At 63.1% G+C, this 14,115-nt stretch carries 12 protein-coding genes; 5 read left to right on the plus strand and 7 right to left on the minus strand.

All coding sequences use genetic code 11. From position 1 onward, the window contains the following. Window positions 1-4: 4 nt before the first annotated feature. Window positions 5-973: an L-arabinose ABC transporter permease AraH gene (gene araH, locus BMX59_RS27450; RefSeq protein WP_071489111.1), complete on the plus strand. Its 969-nt coding sequence runs from the start codon at window positions 5-7 to the stop codon at window positions 971-973. A gap of 334 nt (window positions 974-1,307) precedes the next feature. Here the strand turns inward: araH and BMX59_RS27455 are convergent, their stop codons facing one another. Next, window positions 1,308-2,456 carry an aldose epimerase family protein gene (locus BMX59_RS27455; protein ID WP_093128026.1) on the minus strand — a complete coding sequence of 383 codons (1,149 nt, stop codon included), beginning with the start codon at window positions 2,454-2,456 and terminating at the stop codon, window positions 1,308-1,310. A 137-nt stretch (window positions 2,457-2,593) separates the two neighbouring features. On the opposite strand from BMX59_RS27455, the gene BMX59_RS27460 reads away from it, so the two are divergent. Then, complete coding sequence (locus BMX59_RS27460; RefSeq protein ID WP_093128028.1) at window positions 2,594-3,361, plus strand: SDR family NAD(P)-dependent oxidoreductase; 768 nt, start codon at window positions 2,594-2,596, stop codon at window positions 3,359-3,361. 150 nt (window positions 3,362-3,511) lie between these two features. Here the strand turns inward: BMX59_RS27460 and BMX59_RS27465 are convergent, their stop codons facing one another. Together BMX59_RS27465 and BMX59_RS27470 are read right to left on the minus strand one after the other, a co-directional pair. After that, window positions 3,512-4,108 (minus strand): glutathione S-transferase family protein, encoded by a 597-nt coding sequence (locus BMX59_RS27465; protein WP_092245992.1) that lies wholly within the window; start codon window positions 4,106-4,108, stop codon window positions 3,512-3,514. A 102-nt stretch (window positions 4,109-4,210) separates the two neighbouring features. Then, window positions 4,211-5,209 (minus strand): AraC family transcriptional regulator, encoded by a 999-nt coding sequence (locus BMX59_RS27470; protein ID WP_093128072.1) that lies wholly within the window; start codon window positions 5,207-5,209, stop codon window positions 4,211-4,213. 64 nt (window positions 5,210-5,273) lie between these two features. Between BMX59_RS27470 and BMX59_RS27475 the strand changes: the two genes are divergently transcribed. Both BMX59_RS27475 and yghU read left to right on the plus strand, forming a co-directional pair. Next, window positions 5,274-6,497, plus strand: coding sequence for an MFS transporter (locus BMX59_RS27475; protein WP_093128030.1), 1,224 nt, complete (start codon window positions 5,274-5,276; stop codon window positions 6,495-6,497). 102 nt (window positions 6,498-6,599) lie between these two features. Next, window positions 6,600-7,433, plus strand: coding sequence for a glutathione-dependent disulfide-bond oxidoreductase (gene yghU, locus BMX59_RS27480; RefSeq protein WP_092245986.1), 834 nt, complete (start codon window positions 6,600-6,602; stop codon window positions 7,431-7,433). A 52-nt stretch (window positions 7,434-7,485) separates the two neighbouring features. Here the strand turns inward: yghU and BMX59_RS27485 are convergent, their stop codons facing one another. Genes BMX59_RS27485 through BMX59_RS27495 form a run of 3 tightly spaced genes read right to left on the minus strand, consistent with a single transcriptional unit; the run spans window position 7,486 to window position 10,212 of the window. Next, window positions 7,486-8,412 (minus strand): sugar ABC transporter substrate-binding protein, encoded by a 927-nt coding sequence (locus tag BMX59_RS27485; RefSeq protein ID WP_092245983.1) that lies wholly within the window; start codon window positions 8,410-8,412, stop codon window positions 7,486-7,488. 19 nt (window positions 8,413-8,431) lie between these two features. After that, window positions 8,432-9,211: a TIM barrel protein gene (locus tag BMX59_RS27490; protein WP_093128033.1), complete on the minus strand. Its 780-nt coding sequence runs from the start codon at window positions 9,209-9,211 to the stop codon at window positions 8,432-8,434. Next, window positions 9,208-10,212, minus strand: coding sequence for a Gfo/Idh/MocA family oxidoreductase (locus tag BMX59_RS27495; RefSeq protein WP_071489129.1), 1,005 nt, complete (start codon window positions 10,210-10,212; stop codon window positions 9,208-9,210). Before BMX59_RS27495 ends, BMX59_RS27490 begins: the two co-directional genes overlap by 4 nt. A gap of 185 nt (window positions 10,213-10,397) precedes the next feature. Here BMX59_RS27495 and BMX59_RS27500 point away from each other — a divergent pair, with 185 nt between their 5' ends. Then, entirely contained in the window at window positions 10,398-12,359 is a 1,962-nt protein-coding gene (locus tag BMX59_RS27500; protein WP_093128036.1) for a sigma-54 interaction domain-containing protein, read from the plus strand. 3 nt (window positions 12,360-12,362) lie between these two features. On the opposite strand, the gene rtcR is transcribed toward BMX59_RS27500, so the two are convergent. Beyond that, window positions 12,363-13,943 carry an RNA repair transcriptional activator RtcR gene (gene rtcR / locus BMX59_RS27505; protein WP_093128038.1) on the minus strand — a complete coding sequence of 527 codons (1,581 nt, stop codon included), beginning with the start codon at window positions 13,941-13,943 and terminating at the stop codon, window positions 12,363-12,365. Window positions 13,944-14,115: the final 172 nt, after the last annotated feature.

Genomic DNA, 14,115 nt, shown 5'->3' on the forward strand with positions numbered 1-14,115 from the left:
GACTATGACCACTCAACACAACGTGCTGCCCACGGCGCGCAAGCCTCTGGACCTGCGTGCACTGCTGGACAACTGGGCGATGCTGCTGGCGGCGGTGAGCATTTTCCTGCTGTGCGCCTTGCTCATCGACAACTTCCTGTCACCGCTGAACATGCGTGGCCTGGGCCTGGCGATTTCCACCGTGGGCATCGCCGCCTGCACTATGCTGTTCTGCCTGGCGTCGGGGCATTTCGATCTGTCGGTGGGCTCGGTGATCGCCTGCGCCGGGGTGGTGGCGGCGATTGTGATGCGCGACACCGACAGCGTCCTGTTGGGCATTGGCGCCGCCTTGCTGATGGGCCTGATGGTGGGGCTGATCAACGGCATCGTGATCGCCAAGCTGCGGGTCAACGCGCTGATCACTACCTTGGCGACCATGCAGATCGTGCGCGGCCTGGCGTACATCTTCGCCAACGGCAAGGCGGTGGGGGTGTCCCAGGAGCAGTTCTTCATCTTCGGCAACGGCCAGTTGCTGGGGGTGCCGGTGCCGATCCTGATCACGATCCTGTGCTTCCTGTTCTTCGGCTGGCTGCTCAACTACACCACTTACGGACGCAACACCATGGCCATCGGCGGCAACCCGGAAGCGGCGTTGCTGGCGGGCGTCAATGTGGACCGCACCAAGATCCTGATCTTTGCCGTGCACGGCCTGATCGGCGCGTTGGCCGGGGTGATCCTCGCCTCGCGCATGACCTCAGGCCAGCCGATGATCGGCCAGGGCTTCGAGCTGACCGTGATCTCGGCGTGCGTGCTGGGCGGGGTGTCGCTGAGCGGCGGGGTAGGCATGATCCGTCATGTGATTGCCGGCGTGTTGATTTTGGCGATCATCGAGAATGCGATGAACCTGAAGAACATCGACACCTTCTACCAGTACGTGATCCGCGGCTCGATCCTGCTGCTGGCAGTGGTCATCGACCGCATGAAACAACGCTGATCCCAAGCCAAATGTAGTTCCAAATGTGCGAGGGGGCTTGCCCCCGATAGCGGTGTGTCAGTGTGCATCTCTGTCTATGACACTCTGCTATCGGGGGCAAGCCCTAATGCCGGTCAGTTAAGGGACAGAACGGGCAACCAGTCACCTGTGGCGAGCGGGCTTGCCCCGCGTTGGGCTGCGAAGCAGCCCCAAAACATAGCCCCGGAGCTGTCTGGCACACTGCAGTGCTCTTATTGGGGCTGCTGCGCAGCCCAACGCGGGGCAAGCCCGCTCGCCACAGTTACAGTGTTCCTCCTTAACTGACTGGCATTAGGGCAAGCCCCCTCCCACAAGTTTAGTCCGCGGAGAATTTGAAGACAGTGTTCTGGGTGTAGGTCTGCCCTGGGTTCAGGCGGGTCGACGCAAACTCAGGCTGATTAGGCGCATCCGGAAAATGCTGGGTCTCCAACGTAAACCCACTCCAGTGCTGATAGGTCTTGCCAGCCTTGCCCTTCACCGACCCATCGAGGAAGTTGCTGGTATAGAACTGCACCCCAGGCTCGGTGGTAAACAGCTGCAAGCGCCGCCCGGACGCAGGATCATGCACCTCGGCCGCCACCTGCTTCACGTCACCCTGGGTATCCAATGCCCAGTTGAAGTCGAACCCACCCTGTTTCGGCTCGGCGAATTTGAGCTGCGGGTGATCGTCCTTGATGTGCTTGCCGATCGGCGTCGGCGTGAGGAAGTCCATCGGTGTGCCCTTGACCGGCGCCAGTTCGCCGGTGGGAATCAGCGTCGCATTCACCGGCGTGTAATGGCTGGCATGCAAGGTGGCGACCTGCTTGAGGATGTCGCCATTGCCCGCGCCGGCCAGGTTGAAGTAGCTGTGGTTGGTGAGGTTGAGCACCGTCGGTTTGTCGGTGGTGGCGCTGTAGTCGATGTGCAGTTCGTTGTTGTCGTTGAGGCGGTAGGTGACTTCGGTCTTCAGGTTGCCGGGGAAGCCCATCTCGCCGTCCTTGGACAGGTAGGTGAGGGTCACGCCGACCGAGTCCTTGGCCTTGACCGGCGTGGCTTTCCACACCCGCTTGTCGAAGCCCTGGGCGCCGCCATGCAGCGAGTTGGGGCCGTCGTTGAGTGGCACCTGGTAGCGCTTGCCGTCGAGTTCGAAGGCGCCGCCGGCCAGGCGGTTGCCGAAACGGCCGATGGTCGCGCCGAAGAACGCCGTACCGCTCTGATAGCCTTGCACGTCGTCAAAGCCCAGCACCACGTCGTCGAGCTTGCCGTGTTTGTCCGGTACTTTCAGCGACTGCAACACGCCGCCGTAGGTGATCACCGTGGCTTGCATGCCATGGCTGTTACGCAGGATGTACTGCTCGACGGCGGTGCCGTCATTGGTTTTACCGAACGGTTTGTGTTCGCTGGTAAGGCCCGCCGCCTGGGCGCCGCCGCTGGCGACCAGCATGGACAGGGCGAGGCCCGAAAGCAGGTAACGAGGGTGCTTCATGGTCGAACTTCCTTTTGTTGTTTTGAGTGGAATAGTTCTACTAATGTGCGATATTTTGTCGATATGACAGCGAATTTATAGCCTTAAACCGCATTTTTGCAAAATAAAATAAGACTAATTAAGCGAGGCAACCTTTTATGACCACTCATCACGCCGTTTATCCCGACCTTGAAGGCAAGACTGTCCTGATCTCTGGAGGCGCCTCAGGCATTGGCGAATTCATGGTGCGCGCCTTCGCGGCCCAAGGCGCCAAGGTCGGCTTTGTCGACCGCGCGCAAAGCCAGGGCGAACGCCTGGCGGCTCTGTTGAGTTCGCGCGGGCACACCGTGGAATTCGTCAATTGCGACATCACCGACGAGATAGCTTATAAAGCCGCCATCACTCGTTTCGAACACTCGCTGGGGCCGATCACCGTGCTGGTGAACAATGCCGCTAATGACGTACGCCACAGCTTGGAAGAAGTCGACTCGGAAATGTTCGACCGGCTCATCTCCGTCAACCTCAAGCACGCCTTCTTCGCCGCCAAGGCCGTGGTGCCGATGATGAAAATCGCGGGCGGCGGGGCGATCATCAACCTCGGTTCGGTAGGCTGGATGATGGCTTCGGCCGGCTACCCGGTGTACGCCGCCAGCAAGGCCGCCGCCCACGGCATGACCCGCGCCCTGGCCCGGGAACTGGGGCCGAGCCGGATCCGCGTGAATACGCTGGTGCCGGGTTGGGTGATGACGGAAAAACAATTGGCGATGTGGGTCGACGATGCCGCCAAGGAACTGATCAGCCGCAGTCAGTGTTTGCCGGGGAGCGTTTTGCCGGAACACATCGCCAACATGGCGTTGTTTCTCGCCTCCGATGCCTCGGCGATGTGTTCGGCGCAGAACTTTATTGTGGATGGTGGGTGGGTCTGAGTCGGGCTCAATCCTTCAGTCAACACTGAACTGATGTGGGAGGGGGCTTGCCCCCGATGGCAGTGTTTCAGTAACAGGTGTGCAGACTGAGGCCACGCTATCGGCAGCAATTCGAATCGTCACGCCCCCCCCACATTAGAACTGGCTTGCCTACTCGATTGGATAACGCTTGAAAGCCGAGTGCTGTTCCAGCCGCTCGGCGTGGCGTTTGAGGTTGGGGAACGCATCGGCCTTGACCACCGACGCCACGGTGAACTGGCTGAACGACCAGGCGACTGCCGCTGTCAGGGAAGCCTGGGTCAACTCCTGACTGTCAGGCAGTTGTTTTTCCAGCAGCGAGTAGGCCGCCAGCAATTGCCCGCTGACGCGATCCAGCCAGGGCGCATGCAGCTTTTCGGCCGGGCGCAGGTTGTGTTCGTAAACGATCTGCACGCTTTTCTCGCAGGCCGCCAGGGCCAGGCCAAGGATATGCAGGTCATGGGCACGACCTGCGGGGGAGGGGGGCAGCAGCTTTTTATCGGCCGGGGCCAGGGTTTCCAGATAGTCGAGGATCAGGCTGGAATCCATCAGCACCGTGCCGTCATCCAGCACCAGGGTCGGCGCCTTGACCACCGGGTTGATCTGGGAAAACTCGGTGAACGTGCTGAACACCGACAGCGGTTCATGCACAAAATCGACGCCGTAAAGGTCCAGGGAAATGGCCACGCGGCGTACGTAGGGCGAGTCCAGCATGCCGATCAGTTTCATGAAGCCTCCGTTGCTCTCAAGGTGATGGCTCCAGAGAGTAAGGGCACAGGATCGGCATGCGCAATGACTGAATGTTGCCTGCAAAGGTCAGGCTGCGGTCATTCAGGCAGGACGCCTGATGTTCTGCCGGCTGGCCCCCGGTGGCTGGCCGGTAATGCGCTTGAATGCACGGCTGAACGCCGCCTGGGAGGTGTAGCCCAGGCGCAGCGCCACTTCTTCGATGGGTAAACGTTCCAGGGTCAGCCACTGGCTGGCCAGGCGCATGCGCAGTTCCGTCATGTAGCGCAGTGGCGGGAGACCCAGGGTTGCCTGGAAGCGCTCGGCGAATACCGAGCGGGAGGTGTGACACTGCGCGGCCAGTTCGGCCACGCTCCAATCGCGCCCGGGTTGCTGGTGCAGCACGAGCAGGGCGCCCGCCAGGCGTGGGTCGCGCAACGCTGCGACCAAACCCGACGCATTGCCGCAGGCGCATTCCACCCAACCCCGCACAATCATGGCAGCCACCACATCGGCCAGACGCGTGAGGATGCCGGGGTAGCCGACGCGAGCCGCGGCGACTTCGCGCTCCATCACCGCCAGGATCGGCATCAGGCCGGGGTAACGCTGGCCCTGGGCATCGATCAGCATCAAGGCTGGCATCAGGCTGCCGAGCCCCTGGAGACTGCCGAGTTCGAACTCCATGCAGGCGCTGAACAGCAACGTGCTCGGCGGTGAGTCCGGTGATGCGTCCACGGCGCAGACGGTCTCGCCCAGTGGTGTCGTGTCAAAGCCGCCGATGGCCTGCACCGGCCTGTCCGCACTGGACAGCAGCGCATGGGCACCGCCGTGGGAGATGAACACGGCATTGCCCGCCGACAGTTCGAACAGGCTGCCGTCATCGGTGCGCAGGGTGGCCGTTCCTGCGGCGAGGAGGTGGAAGTAGGCATGCCCCGGTCTGGCGTCAAAGCCCATGCCGAAGCTCGGTCCGGCCTGGATGCGTCGGTACTGCACGCCGCGCAGGCGCATGCCGCGCAGCAGTTCGTCGATAAGGTCGGAGGACAGGTTGAAGGGCGCCGCTGCAGCCATGTTCGGGGTTTCGGTCAAAAACTCAAGGGTTTGCATCATAGATCATCCGGGTTGGCAAACCTAGACTGGCCGTCGTGCTAATGACCGAGGATGTTGTGTGATGAATGATTGTGTAGCCCAAGCCGCTCACTCTGCCCAAGTTGAGCCCGATGCGCCCGCCTGGATGGCGGTGTTTTCCCTGGCCATGGGGGTATTCGGCTTGTTGACGGCGGAATACCTGCCGGCAAGCTTGTTGACGCCAATGGCGATGGACCTGGGAGTGTCCGAGGCGCTGGCCGGCCAAGCCGTGACGGTGACGGCAGTGGTGGCGTTGTTTGCCGGGCTGCTGGTGCCCGGCCTCACGCGTGGGATCGACCGACGCGTGGTGCTGCTGGGTTTTTCCCTGCTGATGATTGCGTCCAACCTGTTGGTGGCGTTTTCTTCCAGCCTGGCGGTGCTGCTGTTGATGCGCATCCTGCTGGGTGTTGCCCTGGGCGGCTTCTGGAGCATGGCGGCGGCGGTCGCGATGCGGCTGGTGCCGGCGGCGCTGCTGCCCCGTGCGCTGTCGATCATCTTCAGTGGCATTGCCGTGGGCACGGTGGTTGCCGTGCCGTTGGGCAGCTACCTGGGCGGCCTGTATGGCTGGCGCAGTGCATTTGTGGCGGCGGCAGCGGTCGGCGGGGTGACGCTGGCGTTCCAGCTGTTCACGTTGCCACCGTTGGCCCCCACGGGCAGCGCACGCTTGCGCACGGTACTGGATGTGCTGCTGCGTCCAGGCATCGCCATCGGCATGTTGGGCTGCGTGCTGGTGCACACCGGGCACTTTGCGCTGTTCACCTACATCCGGCCATTCCTCGAAAGCACCACGGGCGTGGGCACTGAAGGGCTGGCCTTGATGCTGCTGGGCTTCGGTGCGGCCAACTTCGTCGGCACGCTGTTGGCCGGTTGGATGCTGGTGCGTTATCCCCGCGGCACCTTGGTGCTGATGCCGGTGTTGGTGGGCGTCGCGGCGCTGGCGCTGGTGTTGCTGCCGGCCTCGCTGCCAGGCCAGGCGTTGCTGCTGGCGCTGTGGGGCATGGCGTTTGGCGGCGTGCCGGTGGCGTGGTCGAACTGGGTAGCCCGCAGCGTGCCGGATCAAGCTGAAAGTGCCGGCGGCATGGTGGTGGCGTCCGTGCAGTCGGCCATTGCGGCGGGCGCGGCCGGTGGGGGCGCGATGTTCAGTCTCAGTGGCATCAGCGGGGTGTTTCTCGGCGCCGGTGTGTTGATGCTGTTGGCCGCCTTGTTGATTGCCCTGCGGGTAACGGTGCCCGGCAATGACGCCGTGGGTGCACCGCTGCATCTTTGACGTCAGCCTGGAGATTGGCCGCATTCACGGTGTGACGAGCCATCGACCTTTGGTTTAGTCTGGAACGCTTCGTTGAACGCAAGCACATTTGGAGCAGTAAGCATGACCGATTACGTACCCCCGAAAGTGTGGACCTGGGACACCGAGAATGGCGGCACTTTCGCCAGCATCAACCGCCCTGTGGCCGGCGCGACCCATGAAAAGGAATTGCCGGTGGGCAAGCATCCACTGCAGTTGTACTCCCTGGCCACGCCCAACGGGCAGAAGGTCACGATCCTGCTGGAAGAGCTGTTGGCCCTCGGGCACAGCGGTGCGGAGTACGATGCCTGGCTGATCAAGATCGGTGACGGCGACCAGTTCGGCAGCGGCTTCGTGGGGGTGAACCCCAACTCCAAGATCCCGGCACTGCTGGACCGCAGCGGCGCCACGCCGATTCGGGTGTTCGAGTCGGGCGCGATCCTGCAATACCTGGCGGAGAAGTTCGGCGCGTTCTTGCCCACCGAACCCGCCGCCCGCGCCGAATGCCTGTCGTGGTTGTTCTGGCAGATGGGCAGCGCGCCCTACCTGGGCGGTGGTTTCGGCCACTTCTATGCGTATGCGCCGAGCAAGATGGAATATGCGATCAACCGCTTTGCCATGGAGACCAAGCGTCAGCTCGATGTGCTCGACCAGCGCCTGGCGGTGAGCGAATACATCGCGGGTGATGAGTACACCATCGCCGATATCGCCATCTGGCCCTGGTATGGCGGGTTGGTCAAAGGGCGTTTGTATGGCGCGGCGGAGTTCCTCTCGGTGCATGAGTACCAGCATGTGTTGCGCTGGGCGGACGCGATTGAAGCGCGGCCGGCGGTGCAGCGTGGGCGGCGGGTCAACCGGGTGTCCGGCGAGCCCCATGAGCAGTTGGCCGAACGCCATAGCGCTCGCGACTTGGACTAAAAATGTGGGAGGGAGCTTGCTCCCTCCCACATTTGGATCACCACACTCCAGTTTATTGGTAGCGCTGCTCGAACACCGCCACCTGCTCGGGCTTGATCAGTTCGAACGGCACCCACACCTGCGGCTCAATCGCCTCGCCCTTGATCATTCGCACAGCCGCCTGCAAGGCCTGGGTCGCCTGGGCCTTCGGGTCCTGGAACACCGACGCCGTCAGCAGGCCGCGTTTGATCGCCGCCAGCCCGTCGGGCAAGCCATCAATGCCCACAATCGCCACCTCACCCTTGGCTTTGCCCGCCTGCTGCAAGGCCATGGCCGCGCCAATCGCCATTTCATCGTTGTTGGCCACGATGGCATCGAACGGCGTGCCCGCCAGCAGCCAGTTGCTGGTCAGGTCCATGCCCTTGCTGCGTTGCCATTCAGCACTTTGCTGCTCGACCACCTTGATCCCGGGAAAGTCCTTGAGCACCTGTTTGGCGCCCTCGGTGCGGTCGTGGGTGGCGTTCTGTGCGAGGTCGCCCATGATGATCGCCACGTTGCCCTTGCCGCCGAGTTTTTCCGCCAGGTAGCGCATCTGCAACTGGCCGGCCTCGATGTCGTTGGAGGCCACGGTGACCACGCCCTTGGGCAGGGTGCGTTCGTCCGGGTGGCGGTTGACGTACACCAGCGGCGTCTTGGCGGAGACGGCGGCGCGGGTCATGTTGGCGGTGGCGGCGGTGTCCACCGGCAGCACGATCACCGCGTCGACCTTCTGGTTGAGAAAACCTTCGACCTGATTGAGCTGGCGCACCACATCGCCCTGGGCGTCTTCGAACTGGATCTGCACATCCTGCTGCTTGGCTGCCGCTTCCAGGCCGGTGCGCACGTACGTCATGAAGTTGTCGTCGACCCGGGCAATGCTCACGCCGATGCGATAAGCCGCGAAGGTCCATTGGCTGAACAGCAGCAACAAGGTGGCAGCAAACAACGAATAGCGATTCATAAGGGTGATCCTTTTATTGTTATAGGGTGAACGCCTGGCGGAAACGCTCCAGGGCCAGCTCGCTGTCGCCGCTGGCCCAGCCTTCCAGGCCGACCACCCCGCTGTAGCCTATGGCGTGCAAGGCTTTGGCAATGGCCGGGTAGTGGATTTCACCGGTGCCAGGCTCCTTGCGACCTGGTACATCGGCCACTTGGATTTCACCGATGGCGCTGCCGGCGCGCTGGATCAGTTCGATCAAATTTCCTTCGCCGATCTGCGCGTGGTACAGGTCCAGATTCATCTTCAGGTACGGGCTGCCCACGGCCTCGATCAGCGCCAGGGTATCGTCGGCGCGGGCGAATGGCGTACCGGGGTGGTCGACTTCGGTGTTGAGGTTTTCCAGCAGGAACACACGGCCGGCGTCTTCCCCCAGGCGGGCGATTTTTTCCAGGGTCTTGCAGGCGCTCAGCCACATGCGCCCGGTGGCCAGGCTCACCGGTTGAACGGGCAGGCCGCCTTCACCCAGGCCGGTGCCGTGCAGGTTGAGTCTGGGGCAATTCAGGTGTGCGGCTACCCCTAAGGATTCGCGGGCGCTGTCGAGTAACTGGCGGATGCCATCGGAGTCGGTGAGGGTGCCGCTGATGTAGCCGGTCATGGAGGTGAAATCGGCGCCGGTGGCGGCCAGGGCGGTGATGTCCTTGTCTGTCCAGTTCCAGATTTCGGCGCTGAACCCCAGTGCGTGAATGCGCTTTACACGCTCGACAAACGGCAGGTCGAGAAACACCATCTCGGCGCTGACCGCCAGCTTGAACGGGCTCATACCGCCACCGCCTTGCCGGTTTCGAACGACTCGATGCACGCACGGGCAATCGCCAGGGCCGCGCGCGCATCCTCGCCGCTGGCCATCGGCTTGGCACCGCTGCGCAGGCAGTCGACAAAGTGGTTGAGCTCGGCAATGTAGGCGTCGCGCAACAGGTCGGTGTCCAGGCGCTGGGTGTCGGCCTGGATGCCCTGGGCCAGGTAGCGCACCAGGTCGCTGTCGTTGAGACTGCCCATGCTCAGCATACCGGCGCTGCCGAACACTTCGCCGCGCACATCGTAGCCGTACACGGCCTGGAAGTTGGCTTCGGCGGTGGCGATGGCGCCGTTGTCGAAGCGGATCGCGACCACGGCGGTGTCGAGGAAGCCTTTGCTTTTGAATTGCGGAGCGATCAGTGCGTCGGCCATCACATACACCTGCTCGGCCTCGGCACCGGGGTTGAGGTAGCGCAGGGTGTCGAAGTCGTGGATCAGGGTTTCGAGGAAGATTACCCATTGCGGCGAGTTGGCCGGGTTGTTCAGCGCCGGGTCGCGGGTCAGCGAGCGCAGCAACTGCGGCGTGCCGATGCGGCCGGCGGCGACGTCGAGGTGCGCGGTGCGAAAGCTCTTGGCGAAACGCCGGTTGAAGCCCACCTGCAACGGCACCCGCGCATCGGCGGCAGCGGCGATGGCGCGGTCGGCCTCATCGAGGGTGATGGCCATGGGTTTTTCGCAGAAGATGCCCTTGCCGGCGCGGGCGGCGCTGATCACCAGCTCGGCATGGCTGCGGGCCGGGGCGGCGATGATCACGCCGTCGATAGCCGGGTCGTCGAGCAGCTGCTGAGGGTCGGTGTAGACCTTGCTCACCCCCAGTTCGGCGGCGAGGCGGGCGGCCTGGCCTGGCGTCGGGTCGGCAATCGCTGCCAGGCTGGCACCGGGGATGTGCCGTGCGGCGGTCAGGCCGTGGAAGCTGCCCATACGACCGGCACCGATCAAACCCAGGCGGATGTTTTGTGTACTCATGCAATGACCCCTTGTTGTTATTGGCCTCAGGACAGTCCTGATGGGCAAGGGGGTGGGAGCAAGGCGTGTGCCAGTTTTTAACCCATTGATTAATAAGGGTTAATTAATATCTACAAACAATAAGTGTTCATTCTGATGACATGCCTATACTGACATGTCAAAAATATGAACATGGATATCACCCAATGAGCATGGCCTTCAGTGTGCAAGACCTCGACTACCTGACGACCCTGGGGCCTGCGGCGCTGAATGACGGCCCGGTGGCCGCGCTGGAGCAGGCCTGGCGCGATTGCCTGGCCGGCCAGGTCGACCGGCCGGCGTCCGTGCGCCAAGTGATCTGGGATTCGTGGCGGCGCAGCGTCGAGGCGGGCATCGATCCAGCCGACAACGCGTACCGCTTTGTCGCAGCCGACACGCTGACCGCCACCCTGACCACCCACCGCGTGCTGATCGCCGCTGCCGCGCAAGTCATGCACGGCTTGCTGGCCTACAACCCGCGCGGCCATATCAACCTCACCGATGCCGATGGCGCCACCCTGTATTTCTGTGGCCTGGACATCACTCCGGTCGGCAGCCGCCTGCTGGAGTCGGTGCAAGGCACCAACTGCACCGGCCTGGCCCTGGCCGAAGACCGCCTGGTGTACGTGCTGGCCGAGGAAAACTTCGGCATCGGCCTGCGCCAGCGCCGCATGCACTGCGCCGCCGCGCCGATCAGGAATGCCCAGGGCCACACTGTGGCGATGCTGACCCTCACCGCCGAGCCTGGCTGGTTTCACTTCCATACCCTCGGTACGGTGCAGGCGGCCGCCGAGGCGGTGTCGCGGCAGATGGCGTTGCAGGTGTTGCTGGAGGAGCAGCAAGCGGTGCTCGAAGTCCTCAACGAAGGCCTGGTGGTACTGGACGAGCGCGGCTGCATCAAGGCGCTCAACCGTTATGCCCGGCAGTTGTTCGGCGTAGGGCTGGAGCTGATCGGGCGGCCGTTCCAGCAACTGGGCCGTAGCGAGTTGAGCGACGTCCTTGGCGAGCCCGTGCGCGACCTCGATTGCACCTTCCACTTGGCTGACCGGGGCCAACTCGCCTGCCTGGTGTCGGTGTGCCCGATGGAGCAGGGCGGGGTGATCGTGTCGCTGCGTGAAAACCGCCGCATCCGCGAAATCACCCGGCGCCTGATCGGCACCCAGGCCAGCTACACATTTGAAACCATCCAGGGCAGCTCCCGAGCCATCCAGGACGCCGTGCACCTGGGGCGTATCGCCAGTCGCAGCGACTCCACCACGCTGATCCTCGGCGAAAGTGGCACCGGCAAAGAGCTGTTCGCCCAGGCCATCCACAACGGCAGCGACCGCCACAAAGGCCCCTTCGTGGCGGTCAACTGCGGGGCGATCCCCCGTGACCTGGTGCAAAGCGAACTGTTCGGCCATGTCGAGGGCGCGTTCACCGGCGCCACCCGTGGCGGTTCGGCGGGCAAGTTCGAACTGGCGGATGGCGGCACCATCTTTCTGGATGAGATCGGCGACATGTCCTTCGATGCCCAGGTCAGCCTGTTGCGGGTGTTGCAGGAGGGTGAAATCACCCGGGTGGGCGCGAAGAACTCGCGACAAGTGGACGTGCGCATCATTGCCGCCACCCACCGCAACCTCAGCCAGGCCGTGGCGCAAGGCGCGTTTCGCGAAGACCTCTACTACCGCCTCAACGTCCTGAACCTCACCGTGCCGCCCCTGCGCATGCGCCGCGAAGACATTCCGCTGCTGGCGCGGCACTTCCTGGCCCGCTGTGCACGCTCGTTGCGCAAGTCGGTGCAGGGCTTTTCGCCGGAGGCGATGGCATTGCTGTCGGCCTATGGCTGGCCGGGCAATGTGCGGGAGTTGGAAAACAGTATTGAGCGGGCGACCAACCTGGCGATGGGCGAGCTGATTCAGCCTGCCGATCTGCCGATGGAAACCAGGCAGCACACCCCGCTGCGCGCCTATGAGCCGCAACCCGCCCAGGACCTGAGCAGCCACGAAATGCACGCCATCGTCGCCGCACTCCAGAACACCGGCGGCAACATCCGCCTGGCAGCCCGGCAACTGAACGTGTCGCGGGGCGGGCTGTACAACAAAATGAGCCGGTTCGGGCTGAGTGCCAGCGATTTTCGCCGCGGATAAGGCCTAAGGTTTCAACTGCTTCCAATCAATGGCAAAGCGCGCCAGGTACTTTCGCAGGCGGTCAGCATCATTGGGTTGCGCCTTGGCCTGGCGCGAAACCCCGAACAGTCGTCGGCCGGCGTCGGAAAGGCTGTCGGATTGCAGGCACACGTCGATCACCGCCTTGAGTTGCAGCTGGTCGAACAGGTCCAGATCAGGCGGCAGCAGTGCATGGGTTTCGGTCAGCCCCCAGGCGCAGCGCAGGCGCTGGATCTCCTCTCCGGCCAGGACTTCATCAATACGCCCGCTGTCGGCCAGGGTGGCCATGCGCGTGATGGAGGCTGATAGCTCGCGAAAATTACCTGGCCACGCCGCTTCGCTGGAGCAGGCGAACGCCAGGTAGTGGCGGCGCGCTTCCAGGTTGAAACGCACGCGGCGGCCTTGCTCGCGGGCATGGCGCTCCAGTTCGAAGTCGATATTGGGCTCGATATCTTCGCGCCTTCCCGCCAGGCCTGGCAGGTCAAAGGTCCACAGGTTGATGCGCGCATACAGGTCTTCGCGAAACAGCCCTTCAGCCACGCGCCCGCGCAGGTCGCGGTGGGTGCCGGCGATGATCAGGAAGTCGCTGGCCACCTCACGGTCGGCGCCCATGGGATAGAAGCGTTTTTCTTCGATAGCCTTGAGTAGCATCGCCTGCTCATCCAGGCCCAGCTCGCCGATTTCATCTAGGAACAACATGCCGCCGTGCGCTGCGCGCAGCAGGCCGTCGCGGGAGTTCTGCGCGCCGGTGAAGGCGCCCTTGGTATGTCCGAACAGTGCCGACATCGCGCTATCGCCGCGCAGGGTGGCGCAGTTGACTTCCACGAAGCGGCCCTGGACCTGGTGGCGGCTGCGCTTGAGTTCGTAAATACGCCGGGCGAGAAAGGATTTGCCTGCGCCAGTGGGGCCGATCAGCAGCATGGGCGCGGTGGAGCGCACGGCCACGCGCTCGATCTGTTCGATGGAAGCATTGAACGCACTGCTGCGCGTGGCGATCCCGGACTTGAGGAAGTCCAGGCCTTCCAGGCGTTGGTGGGCGAAGCGCGAGGCGATGCGGTCGTAGCGCGACAGGTCGAGATCGATCAGGGTGTGGGTGCCGGTGGCGGGAGCGGTGTCGTCCCGGCGGCGACTGGGGGCTGTCTGGATCAGGCGCGCCGGCAGGTTGCGTGCCTCGGTGAGCAGGAACCAGCAAATCTGTGCCACGTGGGTACCGGTGGTGATGTGGACCAGGTAGTCCTCGTGGTCGGTGTCGAAGGTGTAGGCGGCGGTGAAATCGTGCAGCGCGCCGTAGACCTCTTCGAAATCCCAGGGGTTGTGCAGTGGCATGGGGTGCAGGTGCACCTCGGTATCCGGCGAGATCTGCTGGATGTCGGCACGTACCCGCTCGGCGAGGCTGACGTCACGGGCGTCGACATCGTGGATCAGCTCCAGGCGATCGACCTGCAAGTTTTCCTGCTGGCACAGGCTGACGCTGGGGCGCCAGTGATTCCAGCGGTTGGCGCCCTTGCCGACGCGATCCAGCTTGGATCCGATAAATCCGATGGCGACCGTGCGCTTGTGTTTCATGACTAGACCAAAAGATAAATAACGATATGGAAGGATATGAATTTGGCTGCGGAGTTGTCATCGTTTTTCAAAAGTGAAAGCTGCAGTTATTTAAATTATCTATATAAAACAATTGCTTATAAATTATTTTAGAGATGGGAAAAAACGTGGCACGCCCGCTGCAGTCCCTCAG

This window comes from Pseudomonas sp. NFR09 (genome assembly GCF_900111535.1).
GTDB lineage: Bacteria > Pseudomonadota > Gammaproteobacteria > Pseudomonadales > Pseudomonadaceae > Aquipseudomonas > Aquipseudomonas extremorientalis.

Bases quoted from the DNA above. Each gene is read 5' to 3' on its own strand.
- araH (WP_071489111.1), top strand. From the start codon at position 5: ATGACCACTCAACACAACGTGCTGCCCACGGCGCGCAAGCCTCTGGAC.
- BMX59_RS27455 (WP_093128026.1), bottom strand. From the start codon at position 2,456: ATGAAGCACCCTCGTTACCTGCTTTCGGGCCTCGCCCTGTCCATGCTG.
- BMX59_RS27460 (WP_093128028.1), top strand. From the start codon at position 2,594: ATGACCACTCATCACGCCGTTTATCCCGACCTTGAAGGCAAGACTGTC.
- BMX59_RS27465 (WP_092245992.1), bottom strand. From the start codon at position 4,108: ATGAAACTGATCGGCATGCTGGACTCGCCCTACGTACGCCGCGTGGCC.
- BMX59_RS27470 (WP_093128072.1), bottom strand. From the start codon at position 5,209: ATGCAAACCCTTGAGTTTTTGACCGAAACCCCGAACATGGCTGCAGCG.
- BMX59_RS27475 (WP_093128030.1), top strand. From the start codon at position 5,274: ATGAATGATTGTGTAGCCCAAGCCGCTCACTCTGCCCAAGTTGAGCCC.
- yghU (WP_092245986.1), top strand. From the start codon at position 6,600: ATGACCGATTACGTACCCCCGAAAGTGTGGACCTGGGACACCGAGAAT.
- BMX59_RS27485 (WP_092245983.1), bottom strand. From the start codon at position 8,412: ATGAATCGCTATTCGTTGTTTGCTGCCACCTTGTTGCTGCTGTTCAGC.
- BMX59_RS27490 (WP_093128033.1), bottom strand. From the start codon at position 9,211: ATGAGCCCGTTCAAGCTGGCGGTCAGCGCCGAGATGGTGTTTCTCGAC.
- BMX59_RS27495 (WP_071489129.1), bottom strand. From the start codon at position 10,212: ATGAGTACACAAAACATCCGCCTGGGTTTGATCGGTGCCGGTCGTATG.
- BMX59_RS27500 (WP_093128036.1), top strand. From the start codon at position 10,398: ATGAGCATGGCCTTCAGTGTGCAAGACCTCGACTACCTGACGACCCTG.
- rtcR (WP_093128038.1), bottom strand. From the start codon at position 13,943: ATGAAACACAAGCGCACGGTCGCCATCGGATTTATCGGATCCAAGCTG.